Source organism: Brevibacillus sp. FSL K6-0770 (genome assembly GCF_038000275.1).
Classification (GTDB): domain Bacteria; phylum Bacillota; class Bacilli; order Brevibacillales; family Brevibacillaceae; genus Brevibacillus; species Brevibacillus parabrevis.
The window spans coordinates 3,038,924-3,058,317 of sequence record NZ_JBBOBQ010000001.1 but is presented as its reverse complement, the minus strand read 5'-3'; the positions used below and the strand labels follow the sequence as shown (position 1 = coordinate 3,058,317).

Here is a 19,394-nt window from a genome sequence, read left to right as displayed (position 1 = left end):
AATCGCGATGGAAAATGCTCATGCGCTCAGCGAGAAAATCGCCATCATCGGCATGGCGGGAAAATTTCCGCAAGCGGAAAACATTCAGCGGTACTGGAACAATCTGGTCGAAGGCGTGGAAGGAATCCGCTTTTTCACAAAAGAGGAGCTGTTGGAGTCGGGCGTAGACCCGGCTCTGCTCGATCGGCCGGACTATGTGCCGGCTTGCGGTCAACTGACAGAGATCGAATGGTTTGATGCAGCCTTTTTCCAATATACGCCGCGAGAAGCGGAAATCATTGATCCCCAGCAGCGCCTGTTTCTGGAAGCTGCCTGGAATGCGCTGGAGGATGCCGGACAAAGCGTGTCGCAGCTTGACGGAGCGGTAGGCGTATTCGCCGGGATCGGGGCGAACAAATATTTGACGCATGTGGTCAGCCGTCCCGACTTGCTGCGCATTTTGGACCATCGCCAAATCGAGGTCGGAAACGACAAAGATTTTTTGACGACACGCGTTTCCTACAAATTGAATTTGACTGGTCCGAGCTTTTCTGTACAGACGGCATGCTCCTCCTCGTTGGTGAGCGTGCACCTGGCATGCCAGAGCTTGCTGAACGGGGAGTGCGACATGGCCTTGGCGGGAGGCGTATCTGTCCAGTTTCTCGGCAAGCATGGCTATTTGTACAAGCAAGGGGGCATCGAATCGCCGGATGGACACTGCCGCTGCTTCGATGAAAAAGCGGAAGGAACTGTCTTCGGCGACGGCGTGGGCGTGATTGTGCTCAAAAGGCTGGACGAGGCCATCCAGGACAAGGATCATATTTACGCAGTCATTAGCGGTTCGGCCATTAACAACGACGGCGCAGGCAAAGTGGGATACACTGCTCCCGGGTTCGAGGGCCAGATTCAAGTCATTTCCGAAGCGATGGAAGTGGCCGGAGTGACTCCGCACGAGATTGGCTATATAGAAGCACACGGCACAGGAACGAAATTGGGGGATCGGGTAGAGATGGCGGCCCTCAAGGAAGTTTTCAAGGAGCGCGATCCGGCCGATCCATGCTACATCGGATCGGTCAAAGCGAATGTGGGACATCTGAACACCGCTTCCGGCATCGCTGGCCTGATCAAAACCGTTCTCGCCATCCACCACGAAACGATCCCGCCGCTCTTGCATCTGCAAAAGCCGAATCCGCAGCTCGAATTGGAGAACAGCCCGTTCCGGTTGAATAACACCCCGGTGAGCTGGCGTGCGGAGGCAAGCAAAAGGGTGGCTGGCGTCAGCTCGTTTGGCATCGGCGGGACCAATGCGCACGTAATTGTCGAAGCGCCTCCAGCGATGGACTTCCGGGAAGAAGCGAACGAGTGGCAACTGCTGACGATTTCGGGGAAAACAAGTGCGGCGAGACAGCGCAACTATGAAAATGTGCTCGCTTTTCTGCGGGAAAATCCGCAAATTAACCTCGCACAAGTAGCCTACACGCTGCAAACAGGCCGGGAGTCGTTCGATTTTCGCGGGATTGTCCTGTGCCATGGGCAAGAGGCGCTTGCCCATCCAGAGAAGCTGTGGTTCGTTTGCAACGAGATAGAGGGGAGCGCGGAAGAGAAGGCGGTCGTTTTTGTCTTTTCACCAGCAGGGAGCGCCACGCATGGCAACATGGCCCGCGACTTGTATCAGCAAATCCCTTTCTTGCGGGAGCAGATGAATCAATGCTTCCGGTTCGCGGAACGCATGCTTCGGCTGGATGCCAACGCGATGCTGGAAAATGATTCGCCCCATGGCACAATCGCACTGTTCATCCTGGAATACTCGCTGGCGCAGCTATGGCTTCACTGGGGAGTGACGCCAAAAGCGATGGCGGGGGATTGGCTCGGGGAGTACGTCAGTGCGTGTCTCGCAGGCGTTTTGGCTTGGGAAGACGCTTTGCAGCTGCTGTTTTTCCGCGGAGATTTCCATGCAGACATCGCGCTTGCTCAACCGACGATTCCGTTCTTGTCGAATCGAAGCGGCACGTGGATAACGGAAGCACAGGCAACCTCCTTGGACTATTGGCGGGAGCTGGTCGGCTTGTCCGGTCAAGGGATGGATGTCGCCAGCTTGCCTGCACTCGCCCAGGTGAAAAAGCCCGTGTTTCTCGAAGTCGGTCCAGGGAACAAGCAGCTTGAACGGCTGGCAGCAAGCGAACAGTTCCACTCCGCGCCATTGCTGTCTTCCTTGCCTGCTTCCACGGAAAGCGAATCCGCCTGCAAAACGCTGCTTGGCTCGTTAGGGCGACTGTGGCTGTACAAGGCGAGCATCAACTGGAAAAACGTCCATGCGCCACAGCACCCGCGCCGACTGCCTTTGCCGACGTACGCTTTTGACAGGCAATATTACTGGATTGAGCGATCGTTCGCAGCGCCTGTGGACACATCTGGCAGCGAAAAGCGGCTGTCTCCATCTGCGCTTCTGATCAAACAGGGCGACCAGTTCATCCGGGACGGACAGGCCAGCTACACGCTAAATGCGCTCCAGATGCGGCAACTGGAAGAACTGCTGGCGAGCTTTTCTACTGACTCTCCCGCAGAAAAGCTCGCATCGCTCGCCAGCGCTTCGGCTCCCGAGCAGCCGCCGCGCCAGCAGCGACAGGAGGACATGGCCGCGTGGCTGTGCACGATTTTGGAGGAACTGCTCGGAAAAAGCCCAATCGGCGTCCATGACGACTTTTTTGACTTGGGCGGCGATTCGGTGACGGCCATCCAGTTCGCTTCGCGGTTGAAAGAACAGCAGATTGAGATTGCCTCCGATCTGCTGTTTGATTACTCGACGATGGAGGAATTAGCGAAGCAAATTCGACTGGAAAGCGACAGCCAGCCGTCGACGGAAGCAGTGGCGGGGGAAGACCTGACCATACAGGAGCAGCGGGCGAGGCAGATCAGCCTGGAAAGCAACAGCGAATCATCCAGGAACGCTCTGCCAGATGTCACGCCAGGCACACTATTTTTCAGCATCGGCCAGGCCGATCAGGAAATTTTGCGGGGTACAGTGGATGCGCAAGAAGTGGAAAGCGTCTATCCGCTGACCTTCATGCAGCTGCTTGTCTTGAACCACAATATTCTTCACGCCAGACAGGGCACTGTCAACGTGCTCTCGTTCCCGATTGCGGAGGAACTGAGGCTCCACGATTTCCGGATGGCCTGGCAGAGAGTGATCGACCGCCATTCTGTGCTGCGAACCGGGTTTATCTGGAGAAGGATATCCAACCCGGTGCAATTCGTGAAAAGACAAGTAGAGGTTTCTATCGACGTGCTTGATTGGACAAAGCTGTCTGAGGCAGAGCAGCAGCGCGCTTTGGGCGAATGGATCGCAGAGGAACGACAAAAAAACTTCAAGGTGGATGAAGTTCCGCAGATGCGTTTCCAGCTCATCCAATACAGCAAGGCAAGCTATCAATTTGTCTGGACCTATCAAAATTCCCTGTTTGACGGCTGGAGCATGAATCTCATTTTGCAGGAAGTATGGGCAAACTATCAGCTTGGCGAATCGCTCATCAGCGAGCCGCACATGCAAGCGACTCCTTTCCTCGACTATGTGAAGTGGCAAAAACGGCAGGATGACCAGGAAGCGAAGCGTTTTTGGACAGAGGAGCTAGGCAAGTTCCGCTATCACGAGCAGTTTGTGCAGACGACACCGAGCCAGCGAAACAGCTACGTGAGTGCTGTGAAAAGTGTTGCCCTTGCACAAGACGAGGTCCATACTGTAAGAGAATTTTCCAGAAAGAACCAATTAACGATAAATACGGTAGTCTTAGGTGCGTGGGGGTTGGCGCAAGCGCGCTTGTTCGCACAGCATGACGTGCTGATCGGGATGATTACATCGGGACGGGTCCCGGAAATCGAGCAAATGGACAAAATGGTCGGATTGTTCACAAACAGCCTGCCAGTCCGGCTGACCTACAGCGACACCGATCAGGTCAAAGCGTGGTTTGTCGCCTTGCAGAAAAAAATCGTGACCATCAGGCGCTACGAGTACATTACGTTGCAGCAAATTGCCCAGTGGTCGCAAATCCCGCTCGATTTTTTGCAAACGGTGATCAACACGCGAAGCCTCGTGTATACGCATTTCCCGTTTCAGGGGCAAGCTGGCGAGCAAAGGCCGTTTCAAGCCGAGAGCAGCGGTCAACTCCATCTTCCGCTGCGCCTGTTTGTCAACCCGGGAGAGGAACACTTTACGATCCGGGCCGAATACGACAGCAACCAATTTGCCCACGACACTGTCGCGCAATTGCTGGACGAAGTGAAACGTCTGCTGGTGACTATCCCCAGCGCTGACGGAGTCGCCGATTTGTGGGCAGAGGCAAAAAATCAGATAAAGTAGGGCGCATGCCACGTAGGAGAATGATTAACGATATGAAAATTGCCATTGTCAATGGACCGAACATGAATCTGCTCGGATTGCGGGAAACCGGAATTTACGGGACCGTCACCTGGAAGCAAATCGAGGACAGGCTGAACAAACTGGCTGGTGAATGGCAAGTGGACATCCTCTTTTTTCAATCCAATCACGAAGGGGAAATTGTCGATTTCATTCAACGGCAACTGCATGCCCTGGACGGTGTGGTTATAAATCCGGCGGGTTTCTCCAAGACCGGATACTCAATACTGGACGCGTTGACCGCAGTCGGCATTCCCTATGTCGAGGTGCACATGTCCAATATTTTTGAACGGGGCGGCTGGCATGCTGAATCGATCTTTTTCGCAAACGCTGTGGGACATGTGATCGGCTTGAAGGCCAATGTGTACGAGCTTGGTTTGCGAGGGATCATGCAGCACGTCAAGGAACAGCGAACATCGATCAGTGGGAAGGAATGGAGAACGGGTGCACATTGAAGTCTACAACGCCAAGCTGCATAATCTGAAAAACATTACAACGACGATTCCCAAGCAGCAATTTATCGTGGTCACGGGAGTCAGCGGGTCGGGGAAATCCAGCTTTATTTTTGACACCTTGCATCACGAGGGACAGCGCATTTATTTGGAAGCGCTGGGCATTGCGCATGATGTGCTGCACTACGACTCGTTTGACATGATCCAGGGACTGAGTCCGACGATTGCCGTACAGCAGAGAACGGTCAGCAATCTGAACCCGCGATCGGTCGTCGGCTCCGTCACCCGCATCCTCAACTTGTTGGCGATCATTTATGCCCAGGAGGGACAACGAGCGGGCAAAGAGGCAAGCCCTTACCAACTGGACGAATTTGTGCCGGGGCTGTTCATGTTTAACTCTCCGCACGGCTCATGCCCGGCTTGCGGAGGGCGGGGCAGCGTGGTCGAGGTGAACGTGGAGAAGATTTTGCCATCTGAGCGCGAAACGATCGAACGCTGGCATCAGTTCGCCTACCAATTCCCCAACGCGAAAAAAGAGGAAAAGGAGTACGTATACAAGCGGCTGGACAATTTCACCAAGCACTTTCAGCTGAGCGCGGACACGCCTTTTGCCGATTTGCCGAGGGAAGCCAAGGAAGCGTTTTTGCATTATCGCCCCAAGCGGACGCAGAGCAAAGACCACCTGATCTTTTACGGAGTCAGTGTCGTCATTGAGGAAAAGCTGAAAAAGATCAATGTACAGCAAATTCCCGATCTACAGACGACGCGGCCGTGCACGAGATGCCAAGGGTTCCGGCTTGGACCAAAAGCGCTTTCCATCACGATCGAAAACAAGCATATCGGACAGCTTAGCCAGATGAACGTAGGCGACCTGGCAGCGTTCCTCCGGCATTACCAGACGGCGCGGCCGCATACTCCTTTTATTGCCCATTTGCTTGGAGAGATTTTGCGCAAGCTGGATTGTCTGGAGACGGTCGGCTTGTCCTATTTGAACCTGTATCGCGAAATCCCGACGCTGAGCGGAGGGGAGACCCAGCGGCTGCACATCATGTCGCATTTGTCGGCTAAGGTCGATTCGATCATCTACATTTTTGACGAGCCTACAGCCGGATTGCACGAAAAGGAAAAAGAAAAGATTATCGAAAGCTTTCATCGGTTAAAGCAACAGGGAAATACGGTCATTGTCGTAGAGCATGATGAAAGCGTCATCAAGCATGCCGACTACATCATCGACTTTGGCCCTTTGGCTGGCCAGCTTGGCGGTACGATCGTCTATCAGGGGAGCTTCCCCGGCTTTCTCCATTCCCGCAATTCGATCACTGCCCAGTATTTGCGCGAGAAAAAGCATCCTCGCAAAGAATACGCATGCGGTGTGGACGCGTCTGCTGCCAAGCTGTCGATCCGAAACGCGCGAACAAACAACCTGAAAAACATCGACGTCGATATACCGCTACACGCCATCGTCGGAATCAGCGGACTGTCCGGCAGCGGCAAAAGCTCCTTGGTGATCGATACGCTCATTCCCAAGCTCCAGTCATCGTTCAAGGCAAAAGCGGGCAAGCAAAAACCGCTGGTGGAGGAAGAAGAGGAGCACGACGACGACTTTGCCCATGCGCAAGCCGACGCCAAGCTTTCCGGAGCCGAAAACATTGATGGCTGCATTGTCGTTACGCAAAAGCTGGCACGCCGCCATGAAAATTCTTGCGTAGCCACGTTTTTGGGGGTATGGGACCACATCCGGCATATTTTTTCCATGCAGGAGGAGGCCATCGCCCTTCAGTTTACGCGCAGCTCTTTTTCGTTCAACTCGACAGGCTCGTGTCCGGTTTGCAACGGAAACGGGCATATCAAAAGATGGCTGGGGCAGCTGACGTTCAGCGATCCGTGCCCTTCCTGCCGAGGCAAGAGATTCAAGCAGGAAGTGATGCAAGTTCGCTACAAAGAGCGCACGATCTCCGACATTCTGGAAATGTCGATTTCCGAAGCGCACGAGTTTTTCCAGGATCACGCCAAAATCAGCAAGATGCTCGGCACAATCGAAGAGCTTGGCATGGGCTATATCCTCATCGGGCAAAGCCTCACTACATTGAGCGGCGGGGAAGCCCAGCGCTTGAAATTGGCGAGAGAGCTGGGGAAAAGCAGCAAAGGAAGCTACTTGTACATTTTGGATGAACCGACTGTCGGACTCAGCTACTATGACACCGAAAAATTGCTGGTGATTCTCGGCAAGCTGATCGCAAGCGGGCACTCTGTCCTGCTCATCGAGCACGATCCGTACGTGCTCTCCTATTGTGACTACTTGATCGAGCTGGGACCAGGCGCGGGCCACAAGGGCGGCGAAATCATCGCCAAAGGAGCGCCCGCAGAAATCAAGAAGCTGGCTGGCTCGATGATCGCTCCCTTTTTGGAATAAAAGGCACAGCTTGCTTGTAGCCATGCACGAAAAATCCTGATTCGAAACGGAAAAGAGGAGATGCTTGTGAAGAGCGTAACGCTGCCAGTCGTCCAGCCGCCCATTTACGGCTATCAATTTTTTGCCTTTCCTCTATGTATCGTCTTGCAGGACAAACGAAGTCTGCCCTGGCTATACAGCAATTTTATCCAGGTGTGCTTCGACAAGCGCCCTGATCCGCCTGTTCCGTTTACCTTTTACATTCACGACTACACGCTGAATCCATGGCTGCACGTCGAGCAATTGCAGCGGGGCACGATGGGCATCGTCAACAGAAACATCGTCGATTTCGTTCGCGATTGCCTCTTGGAAGGCTACTATGTGTACCTGAATGTCGATGAGTTTTACATTCCCGAGCGCGCGGTCTATCAAAAAAGCCATTTCTCCCACGATGTGCTGGTGCACGGAGTCGATCTTCAGAACGAAACCTTTCAATTGCTCGGCTTTACAGACAAACAGATGCTGGCCACGACGAGCGCGTCCTTCCAAGACTTTGCGCTGGCGTATGACAGCATCGCCCAGATTGATCACCAGGCCGTTTGCAATCGTATCTACTTGTACAAGGTGAAGGATGCGGGAGCGTATGAGTTTGATCTGGCATTGGTGCAGGAAACGCTGGAAGAATATTTGAAGTCGAGCAACACGTCCAGGCGATTTCGCATGGTTGCCAATCCGTGGGATCATTGCGCCTACGGATTGGACACCTATCCGTGCCTGCAAGACTATTACGAGCGCTTGCTTGCGGGCAAGGCCAGCCTCGACGTTCGTCACGTCCACAGCTTGTGGGAGCACAAAAGCTTGATGGTAGCCCGGATCAAGTACATGGAGGAACACACCGACTATCTGACCTCGCCCAATCAGCTTCGTGCGGCGTATGGCGAGATTGAGCGCAAAGCGCGGAATACGCGCAATCTCATGCTGAAATTTTACATGCAGCAGGAAGAGGCGACCTTGCATAAAATCATGCGGTATCTCGATGAACTAGCGGAAGCGGAAGCGCTGGCGATCGAGGAGTTTTTGAGCGTGCTGAAAAGGCATCAGCCGCAACTATTGTAGTTTTTCGCGTTTCCTCGGCCGTTTGCCCAAGCAGAGCAAAGTCTTTTCTATTTTCCAAACAATGAACGGAGGATACTTGGATGATAACCAAAAACGAAATTGAAGAAAAATTGGTGCACATCTACATGAGCCAGATGCAAGAGCTGCAAGTAGGTCCAGAACAAGTGCAGCAGAGCGGAATTGATTTCTCTTCCCAGCACATTCGCTTGCAGGATGTCGGGATCAACTCGCTCGGCTTTATTCGCTTGGTGGTAGCGATTGAAAACGAATTTGGGTTTCAATTTGACGATGACATGTTAAATGTCGAACTTTTTGAAACGATCCAGCAGTTGATTGCCTACATCGAGGGCAAAGTGAGCCAGTAAGACGCCAACCGCTCGGCTCTTTTGCCAGAGCATATCATTTCTTTTGAAAGGTGGAAAAACCGATGAAATTTTATGCAGATTTACCGATGTGGCTCCATCACAATGACCAAAATCAGCTCCAGATCATCCATGAGGCCGCGAATTTGCTGGAGGCAAACGGCTTTACCGGGTCCTTGCTGTTTTATCAGCACACGACTCTCGATCCGTGGATTGTGGCGACCAGCACCTTACAGGCTACGAAGGAGCATTTGCCGATCATCGCCTTGCAGCCAAATACGATTCCGCCGTTCACAGCAGCGAAAATGATCCACTCGCTTGTTCATTTGTTCGGGCGCAAGGTGGCGCTAAATATGATCCCCGGTCAATCGCCATCGGAGCTTAGACAAGTCCATGATACGGTTCCGGCCGAAGAGCGGTTTGATCGGCTGGTCGAATATATCGAGATTTTGCGAGCCTTGCTCGACTCGAATGAGCCTTTGACCTACGAAGGCAAATACTTCACCTATCATGACCTGCAAGTGTTTGCCAAGGTCGAGGAAGATTTGAAGCCGATTATTTTTATGCCAGGCGCTTCCACTTTGTTTCAAAAGGCTGCCCACCAGTCGGTCGATGTCGCCATCCAGTTGGCAAGCCCGGTCTCGCAGCTTGTCAAAAGCTTTGACATTCTTTACGACTCCCATGTGGAATTGTGTTGCCGGCTGGGGATTATCGCGCGCCCGACTTCTCAGGAAGCGCTGGAGATTGCCAAAGAGGAAGTTCCGATGCGCTTCATGCAAATTGTGAAAAAGCAGGGGAGAATGGCCGGATTTTATACGGAAGAAGAAGAGCGGATTTATTTTCCTGTCGAGCAAGGCAAGGCGTTCCGCGGACCGTTGCTGGTCGGCTCTTACGACGAGGTGGCGAGCTATTTCCGCCAATACAAAGAGCTGGGAATCAAGCATGTCATTTTAAGCTGCATACGTTCCCAGGAAGATTTGCATCATGTGAGACAGGTGCTTGATCGAGCAGGCGTGATGGACGCGGTTCAGCCTGTTTCCTAAAAACAGCCAACCTTTCCTCGCATTGACAAGGAGGACGGGCATGAGGTAGTATATTCGTAATGGTTTCCATATAAATGCATTTTTGTTATTTTGAACTATACATGATATACGGTGATTTTAGAAAGATAACTTTAGCCAGACAAAAGTTATCTTTCTAAAATTTATTTGTGATAAAACTTGCCCTGCCAGATGAAAGCGAACGAGAGGGAAAGTTTTTTCCTATATCCTCGTCAAAACAACCTGATGTATTTTATTGAAGCTTAGGCACATTAGAGTAACTCAGGGGCCATACGACATGGTGTAGTGTATACAGATTCGATACACGAAATGGCGGAGCTATGCCCGAAAATAGGCTTGATCAATCATGCTTGGCTTGAACAAAGGGGAAAACAAAGTGGAAAATAATAGCGGCTCTATGGATTGCATGAAGTTGTTTTGCTTGCCGTATGCAGGCGGATCGGCCACTGCTTTTAGCAAGTGGAAACGGGGGCTGGACCCAAGAATTGAGCTGGTGCCAGTAGAGCTGGCGGGAAGAGGGCGGCGTTTTCGCGAACCTTTTTATCCTTCCTTGCCAGATGGTGTCAAAGACATTTTTCCGTTTATCAGGGAGCAGAACGGCGATGGCGAATACTCGTTGTTTGGACACAGCATGGGAACGCTGTACATTTGTGAACTGATGAACCAAATCTGCGAGCACGGCTGGAAAAAGCCGCGCCATCTGTTTTTATCCGGGATGTATCCCCCGCATATTCGCGACAAGAAAAAGATTCATCACTTGCCGGATGACGAGTTCATCCAGGAAATCATCCAGCTTGGCGGCACGCCCAAGGAAGTGGCGGAAAACCGGGAGCTGATGCAAATTTTCACGCCTGTTCTGCGGGGCGACTACAAAAACGTCGAAAACTATTTGCTGGAAGCGGCCCCGGAAATGTGGGACATCAATGTGACGGTTTTGACAGGCGATGACGATGACCTCGTGACGGCAGACGATATTAGCCAATGGAGAGCGTACACAAGCGAATCCTGTACGATCGTGACCCTCCACGGCGGACATTTTTTCATCCACGAGGAAGAAGAGAAAGTGATTGAAATTATCAATCGCACCTTAACTGCATAAGACGCGCGTATGCGAGCAGCTAACCCTTGCCAGTGACTGGTGAAGGGTTCGTTTTATTTTGGCTGTAAACAAATTTGAAAAGGGAAATGGGAGTTTACCATGGGGCATAAATACGACGATCAGACGTATACAGGGCTGGAAATCGCTGTCATTGGCATGGATTGCAAATTTCCAAAAGCAAATGATGCCAACCAATTTTGGGACAATCTCAAAAATGGAGTCGAAGGGATCTCGTTTTTTTCCGAGGAGGAAATGCTGCAATCCGGAATCGATCCAGCGCTATGCAACGACCCGAATTATGTAAAAGCAAAAGGGTATCTGGAAGGGATCGACCAGTTTGACTCGGCCTTCTTTGATTATACCCCCCGTGAAGCAACCGTACTGGACCCGCAAATCAGAGTTTTTCACGAAGTGGTCCTAAACGCCCTGGAGCATGCGGGCTACAATCCTGAGGTGTACAAAGGCCAGATCGGCTTGTACGCAGGAAGTACCGAAAATGTGAACTGGCTGCTGAGACAAATGCTCGCTAATGAAAACCCCACTTTCAATGTAAGCTTTCGCGAGTACCTGTGCACATCTATTTCCTACAAGTTAAAGTTGAAAGGTCCAAGCGTCTCCGTGCTGAGCGCTTGCTCGACGTCGCTGGTTGCCGTTCACCTGGCCAGCCAGGCTTTGCTAAACGGCGAGTGCAGTATCGCGGTTGCGGGCGGTGTCCACATCTCCCTTCCGTCGAAAAAAGGCTACTACTATTCCGACGACCTCATTTACTCGCCAGATGGTCATTGCCGCGCCTTTGACGCCTCTTCCGCAGGGACGCTCATCAGTGACGGCGCGGGAGTGGTCGTCTTGAAAACGTTGCAGGACGCGATCAAGGACCAGGATCATATTTACGCCGTCATCAAAGGATCAGCGATCAATAACGACGGCCATCGCAAGGCTGGTTTTTCTGCCCCGAGCATTCAAGGGCAAAAAGAAGTCATCGAAGCAGCGCTCCAGATGGCGGAAGTGGATGCGGAATCCATCACCATGGTAGAAGCCCATGGGACCGGGACGAAAATTGGTGATTCCATCGAAGTCGAAGCGCTCAAACGAGCTTTTCAAACGAATAAAAAGGCGTACTGCGCGATCGGCTCGGTAAAGTCGAGCATTGGGCACCTGAATGAAGCGGCTGGGATTGCAGGCTTGATCAAAACGATTCTTTCGTTGGCCAACAAACAAATTCCCCCGTCGCTTCATGTGCTCAATCCGAATCCGAAAATCGAGTTCGAGAATACGCCGTTTTACATCAATCATTCCTTGCGCGACTGGAATCAGGCAACCACTCCGCGCCGGGCAGCCGTCAGCTCTTTTGGCATCGGCGGGACGAATGCGCATGTCATTTTGGAAGAAGCGCCCATACGCGAAAAGCGAGCAGCCACAGAGGAAGCTCGCTTGTTTGTCTTTTCCGCCAAAACGAAAACGGCTTTGCAGGAGCAAATCAGCCGCTTCAAAAGCCACCTGAAGCAACAGCCCAATATCGACCTGCGCGATGCCGCATATACGCTGCAAGCAGGGAGAATGGCTTTGTCCAATCGTGCTTATTTGATTGCGCGAAGTTATCAGGAGCTGCTTCCGCAATTGGATGCGAAAAGTCTTCCGCTCCGCACCGTGGAAAAGGGGGAAGCGACTGCCCTGTATCTCGTGCCGGAGATTAGCGGGGATGCGCACATCGCGCAACTTGCGCTCGCACTGTACCAAAAATACCGACCATTTCGAGAGGAAATGACGCAATGTCTGGGCAAAATCGGTTCGCACAGCAAGCTGGATTTGCAACAGTTGTTTGCTCCGGGGGTAAAGGACGCGACACAGCTTCGAGCGATCCACTTCCTGTTTGTATATGCCTTTGCAAAAGTCACGTTCGCTTGCCAGGAGCAGCCTTTCGGAATCGTTGGCTTCCGAAGCGGAAATTTCGTAGCGGTCACGCTGGCAGAGGCAGTAGCGCTTGAGCATGCTTTTGTTGCTTTCCTGGATAACGAGATCACAGCGATTACGGAGAACCCGATTTCCCAACCGCGCATCCCGCTGTTTTCTGCCGGAAACGGCGAAAAGCTGTTCCGCGAGCATTGCCAGGATCGCAGCTTTTGGCATGCAGCGCTGACTGCGCCGCTCTCGTTTGCAGCCGGGCTTGCCGCTCTTTGCCAAACGCCGAAGATGATCGTCGCTTTCCTAGGAAATAACACAGAAACGGCAGGCGATTACGCTGGCTGGCCTGTGCAGGAATGGGTTTCGTTGTCTGCGTGTGAAGCTGCTGTTTGGACATGGATCGGGGAGCTGTGGAGCAGGGGAGCAACTATCCATTGGGAAGCGTTGCATAAACGAGCGGAAAAAGGGCGGATTGCGTTGCCTACGTATCCTTTTGAGCGGAATCGCTACTTTTTGGATGATGACCCGGTAAAGCTAGGGAACGCGTTTTTGCAGCAAATAAAGGAGCAAGCGTCGGCGCAAAAGGATGCCGCCGATTGGTATTACGCACCGACATGGAAACGGGCGACGTTTTCAGAATCGTCCGCAAAGTCTGCGCCAAAGCTGCGGCGGTCCGCAATCATTTTCCACGATACAAGGCTGGACGAAGCGGTTGTGGAAGCGTGCAAGCGCCATTTTGAGCAGCCCTTTTTTGTAGCTCGGAACGGCGCTCCTGTCGCTGGGGCTGACAACGGATACGGGCTGGCAGATAACAGCAAAGCAGCCTACCAAGATGCTTTGCAAGCGTTTGATCAGAAAACGCAAGCGGAACCGGATGCGATCCTGTACTTTTCGCTTTCAGAAGAAGACTTCGTGGAAGAGGATCAGGAGCAAGCAGAGCGCATGCTGGAAGAAAACTACGACAGTCTCCTGCATCTCGTACAAGCGCTGGATGAACGGGATGGCTCGACGGCGATTCAACTTGCTGTCGTGGCGAATCGTCTCTTTGATGTGCTCGGCAGCGAAGAGATTAACCCTTGGAAAGCGACGCTGCTTGGCCTCGTTCGCGGCATTCCGTTGGAGTTTCCCGATCGAAGCTGCCAGTTGATCGATATTTCCGGCCAGGAGCAGCTTGTCACTTCCGGTCTGGTCGATCAGCTTTTGCAAGAGATCGAGGGAAGGCAAGATGAGCTGTTCGCTCTGCGCGGAAAGGCGAAATGGCTTCCCCACTATGATCGGACATCGCCCGTATCCCGTTCGGGGGCAAAGCTCAAAGACGATGGCGTTTATTTGCTTATCGGGGGAATCGGCGGCATCGGACTGGAGCTGGCCGATTACATCGCCAGCCAATGCAAGTCCAGCATCATTCTTGTAGGGCGGTCGTTCTTCCCTGCAAAAGAAGAGTGGGGCAACTGGCTGCGGGATCACGGCAAGCAAGACCCCATCTCGGTTAAAATCGCCCGCATGCAAAAGCTGGAGCAAAAAGGAGCGCGAGTTTTCGTCTATCAGGCGGATGTGTCCGACTTCTCCGCGCTTGCCGCGACACTGCGGCGCGCCCAGCAGGAAGCAGGAGCGATTCAAGGTGTGATCCATGCCGCCGGGCTTCCGGGCAGCAGCTTGATCCAGCAGGCAACCAAGGAGGCGACGCACCGGGTCATTCACTCCAAAGCCTCGGGTTGCCTGAATTTGAGCCGGATTCTGCGGGAAAACGACCTGGACTTTTTTGTGCTCTGCTCGTCCATCAGCACGATTTCCCCGATGATCGGGCAGTCCGATTACAATGCGGCCAATGCCTTTTTGGACGCGTATGCCGACTATCGCAACCGGGAAGGCAAAGTGGCTTTCACCAATCTGAAATGGGATATATGGAAAAACGTAGGGATGGCCGTCAAGTCCGGGATCGCGCCAGCTTCGAAGCAAGCGCTGGAGCATCCGCTGTTTGACTACAGCTTTCAGGCGGGCGGCAAAGAGCTGTTTTTTGCCAGGCTGACCTTGCAGCAGCACTGGGTTTTGCAGGATCATCGCACAGAGGAACATGGGGTGCTGTCGGGAACGGCGTTGATCGAAATGGTGCGGGAAGCTGCCGGCAAAAGCATGCTGAAAAAGCCTTACGTCCTGCAAAACGTGCATTTCCACACGCCGATAACGGTACGCGAGCAAGAGGAAAAAGAAGTGCTGCTCCTGTTCACTCCGAATAGTCGTGAAGGCTATTCGTTTACAGTGTACAGCCGTATGCGTCCAGAAGCAGATACATGGCTGCCTCATGTTACCGGGACAGTCGAGACGGTCGAGCAGCCGTTTGAGACGATCCATCTGGAAGCGCTGAAAGAGCGTTGTGCCGATAAGGATGTGCTGTTTACCGACGCGGATCACAAGAAGCACGGAGGTTATCTGATCTTCGGGGAAAGATGGCGCAACATTCGCCAGGTCATGGCCGGGAAAGCAGAAGGACTAGCGGTGATTGAGCTGCCCGAAAAATATGCAGCCGATCTGGACGACTATCACTTGCACCCGGGGATGCTCGACTCGGCAACGAGCTTTTTGCTCGGCTTTATCGACAAAACAGAAATGTTCATTCCGCTGTCCTACGAATCGCTTGCCGTTTATGGCAAAATGCCGCGGCGCATTTACAGCTACTGCAAGTATTTGGACGTAGAGTTCCCGCAAGACGGCCTGGCGAGCTTCGATATCCAGATCATGGACGAGGCGGGACGTGTGCTCGTTGAGATTCGCAACTACACGATGATCGCCGTATCCGGTTCGGTCGCCGAACGGATCAGCGACGGAAATAAGCAAAGCATCACGCTCGATCTCGCCAAATGGATGACGGCAGGCACATCTGGACATGATCTCGGCCAGGTCGGCATCTTGCCGGAAGAGGGACGTGAAATATTCGGCAAAATGCTCGCGTCTGGCGCTTCTACTGTCATCATTTCCACGACAGACCTCGAAAGCCGTGTGCAGAAAAGGCGCGACAGCAATCAGGACGGATGGGGCAGGAGCGACGAGCAGCAATCGACGAGCGTACGGATTCAGGGAAAAAGGCCGCCGCTATCCGTAGAGTATGTCCCGCCGCAAACTGACTTGCAAAAAGCGTTGTGCGCCATTTACGAAAATGATTTAGGCATAGCCCCAATCGGGATAGCGGATGATTTTTTTGAACTGGGCGGCGATTCGCTCAAGGCGATTCACGTCAGCACGAGCATCCGCAAGCAATTCCATGCCAATATGACGTTGACAGACTTTTTTCAGGAAAAAACGATTGAGAACATCGCGGCATTCATTCAAAACAACCAGCAGGCGAGACAGCAGGCCATAGCGCCAGTCGCGGCCAAGCCTCATTACATGACCTCGCTTGCGCAACAGCGGGTCTTTTTCTTGCAGGGGCTTGTGCCGAATACAGTGGGATACAACGAGTCGACCGCTGTTTTGCTGGAAGGATCGATTGAACCCGAAAAAATCGAACGCATATTTGCGAAAATCATCGAGCGACATGAAAGCTTGCGTACCTCGTTTCAAGCAGTGGACGGCGAGATTGTCCAGATTGTGCACCCGCACGTTGACTTCCGGGTAATCTCGCTGACATCGGATGAGCATTCCGTGGAGCGCGATGTGGAACAGTTTATTCAGCCGTTCGATCTGACTCAGGCACCGCTGTTCCGCGTAGGGCTGATCAAGCTCGGGGAACAAAAAAGCGTTCTGGCACTCGACATCCATCACATCATTTCCGATGGAACGTCCATTAATTTGTTGATAAAAGACTTTGCGGAACTGTACAGCGGCAAGTCGCTTCCGCCATTGGCCGTCCAGTACAAAGATTACGCCGAGTGGCAGCACGCGTTTGCCCAGTCAGCCGCTTACCGGGCACAGAAAGCGTACTGGTTGCAGCAACTGGAAGGGAAATTGCCTGTCCTGCATCTGCCGACGGATTTTCCCCGCCCGGCTTCGCTTAGCTTTGACGGCAACCGGATTATTGTAGAGCTGGATCAACAATTGAGCGAGAACATCAAGAAATTTTCCCAGGAACAACAGGTTACCTGGTTTATGACGATGCTTGCGGCTTATTACGCCTGGCTGGCGAGACTCAGCGGAGAATCGGACATACTGGTAGGCATTCCGCAAGCAGGCCGAAACCACGAGGACGTGAAAGAGATCGTCGGCATGTTCGTCAATTCGCTCGTCCTGCGCAATCGACCGGAGAGGGAAAAAAGCTTCCGCGGCTTCCTCCACGAAGTAAAGGCGAGCCTGCTGGCAGCTTTGGAAAATCAGGATTTTCACATTGAACTGATTTTGGATCAGCTCGACGTGAAGCGCGACCCGAGCCGCACCTTTTTGTACGATACGATCTTCAACTACCAGAGCATGAAAAACCGGGCAGAGGATGCAGGAACGCATGACGGAGACTTGCAGCTTTCTGCGTATCCGGTCACGGCAAAAACAACGAAAGCCGATCTGAATATCCATTTATACGAGACAGGCGCAGGCATTTGTCTGGAATGCTTTTACCGCACAGACTTGTTCAGGCAGGAGACGGTCGAGTACCTGTTTGCCGAGTACCGCAAATTGCTTGCGAGCATCACGCAAAATCCGGACTTGCTGATCGGCGAATTGCCGATTTTGCAGCAAAGCGAAGTGCGGGGCAGAGAAAAGGCGGTTGTGCCGTCTTGCGAGTACCAGCCTTTTTCCTTCGACGAGCCTGCTGCAACGGTTGTGTCGCGGTTTGAACAGCAAGTCGCGCAGTACCCCGACCAGATCGCCGTCAAACACGGCTCCGCTGTTCTGGATTACAGACAGCTCAATGCCAGGGCGAATCGCGTTGCCCGGAAAATCGCAGAGCGTACGGCTCAAACAAGCGGACACGCACCTGTTGCCCTGCTCTTTGGCAACACGCTGGACATGGCCGTTGCCTTGATCGGCGCGCTGAAAGCAGGGGTGCCCTTCGTGCCGCTGGATCGAAGCGCTCCAGCAGAGCGGTTGGCTTACATGCTCGGCGATACGCAATCGGCCATCCTGCTGACCGATTCGCAAAACCTCGCTTTGGCAGCAGAAGTGGCGGGCAAGGCGATGCTCGACATCACCACGATCAATCTGTCGGAAGAAACTGGCGGTGCTTCGGAAGAGAACCTGGAGCTGAGCATCAAGGGAGAGGACATCGCCTTTATCCTCTATACGTCAGGCTCCACGGGAAGGCCAAAGGGAGTGATGCAGAGCCATGCAAACGTCTACTACTATCTGGCGCAGCTCAGCAAGGAACTGCGGCTTCATTCGCAAGATCGCATCGCCTTGCTGACTTCGTACAGTCACGCCATTGGCATTCTCGATATTTTGGGCAGCCTGCTGAACGGGGCTGCGCTGCATCTTTACGATTTCAAGCTGGACGGAAGCATGCCGCGATTCGCGCACTGGCTGAATCAGGAGCAGATTACGCTGTTCCATTCCGTCCCTTCCGTCTTCCGCTTTTTCATGAAGAATCTGGACGATGCTGTACAGCTTCCCCACATCCGCATGGTTTTGCTGGGGGGCGAGGTCGTTTCCGGCACCGACTTTGAGTTGTACAGGCAAAAATGCGCGGACGACTGCCTGTTTGTCAATTTCCTGGGCTGCTCCGAATTGATGGTCATTTCCTTTTACATCATGAACAAAAACATGGCCGTCCCGCAGGCCAAAACGCCAGCCGGATATGTCGTGGATGGCATAGAGCTGCGGATTCTCGATGAAAGCGGCCGGGAAGTGAGCATTTTCGAATCGGGCCAGCTTTTTTATCAAAGCGACTACTTGTCTCCGGGCTACTGGAATCGGCCGGAAGAGACGGCCAACGCTTTTGTCGGCGATCCGCGAACAGGGACGGGCAGGCTGTACAGAAGCGGTGACTACGGCCGACTGTTGCCGGACGGCTGCCTGGAATACAACGGCCGAAACGATTCGCAACTGAAAATCCGCGGCTACCGCGTAGACCTGAACGAGATCGAGAGCGTGATCGACGGGCTGGATTGCATGTTGAAAAGCGTTGTCAAGGCGATCGATGACGAGAACGGCGAGCCGGTGATTGTCGCCTACTATGTGCTGAAACAAAGCGAAGCGGAAAAAGCGATCATCGGCCAAGTGAAGCAACTGCTGCCGAGCTATCTCGTTCCGTCCTTTTGGCTGGAACTGCAATCGTTTCCGATGGTCGGCCCGAACAAAATCGACCGCAATGCTTTGCCAGCCGTTGAGACCAACAGACCGAGAAGCTCGCACATCGTTCCTCCGCAAAATCGCATGGAAGAGCTGCTCGTGAGCATCTGGCAAGACATATTGGGAAAAGAGCCTGTCGGCGTAGACGACGGATTTTTTGAGCTGGGCGGACACTCGCTGTTGCTGATGCAAGTGCAAAACCGTTTGGAAAAGGAATGGCAAACGACGATTGAGATGGCCGACTTGTTCAAATATCCGACGATCCGCTCATTGGCTTCGTTTTTACAGGACAAACAGATCAGCAAAACCGATTACTTGCAGCAAAGCACGCAGCGGGGCGAGCTGCGGAAAAGCCTGCGCCAGCAACGGGGAAAACGGTAAAAATCCATCGGGGAGACAGCTGTCCG

Annotated in this window: 8 protein-coding genes; all 8 read left to right on the top strand. The window is 53.0% G+C overall.

Translation table 11 applies throughout. The features are described 5' to 3' along the window. Positions 1-7: 7 nt before the first annotated feature. On the top strand, positions 8-4,333 hold the full coding sequence (locus NST23_RS14525) for a beta-ketoacyl synthase N-terminal-like domain-containing protein (RefSeq protein ID WP_340963964.1): 4,326 nt from the start codon (positions 8-10) through the stop codon (positions 4,331-4,333). 32 nt (positions 4,334-4,365) lie between these two features. Further along, complete coding sequence (locus tag NST23_RS14520; RefSeq protein WP_340963961.1) at positions 4,366-4,845, top strand: type II 3-dehydroquinate dehydratase; 480 nt, start codon at positions 4,366-4,368, stop codon at positions 4,843-4,845. Beyond that, complete coding sequence (locus NST23_RS14515) at positions 4,835-7,255, top strand: ATP-binding cassette domain-containing protein (RefSeq protein ID WP_340963958.1); 2,421 nt, start codon at positions 4,835-4,837, stop codon at positions 7,253-7,255. Before NST23_RS14520 ends, NST23_RS14515 begins: the two co-directional genes overlap by 11 nt. A gap of 60 nt (positions 7,256-7,315) precedes the next feature. Then, positions 7,316-8,350: a BtrH N-terminal domain-containing protein gene (locus NST23_RS14510; RefSeq protein ID WP_233454163.1), complete on the top strand. Its 1,035-nt coding sequence runs from the start codon at positions 7,316-7,318 to the stop codon at positions 8,348-8,350. 80 nt (positions 8,351-8,430) lie between these two features. Beyond that, positions 8,431-8,715, top strand: a complete 285-nt coding sequence (locus NST23_RS14505) for an acyl carrier protein (RefSeq protein WP_122966472.1) — start codon at positions 8,431-8,433, stop codon at positions 8,713-8,715. 62 nt (positions 8,716-8,777) lie between these two features. After that, positions 8,778-9,755, top strand: a complete 978-nt coding sequence (locus tag NST23_RS14500) for an LLM class flavin-dependent oxidoreductase (protein ID WP_122966473.1) — start codon at positions 8,778-8,780, stop codon at positions 9,753-9,755. 394 nt (positions 9,756-10,149) lie between these two features. Beyond that, entirely contained in the window at positions 10,150-10,872 is a 723-nt protein-coding gene (locus NST23_RS14495; RefSeq protein WP_122966522.1) for a thioesterase II family protein, read from the top strand. A 99-nt stretch (positions 10,873-10,971) separates the two neighbouring features. Next, complete coding sequence (locus NST23_RS14490; protein ID WP_340963956.1) at positions 10,972-19,368, top strand: amino acid adenylation domain-containing protein; 8,397 nt, start codon at positions 10,972-10,974, stop codon at positions 19,366-19,368. Positions 19,369-19,394 lie beyond the last annotated feature (26 nt).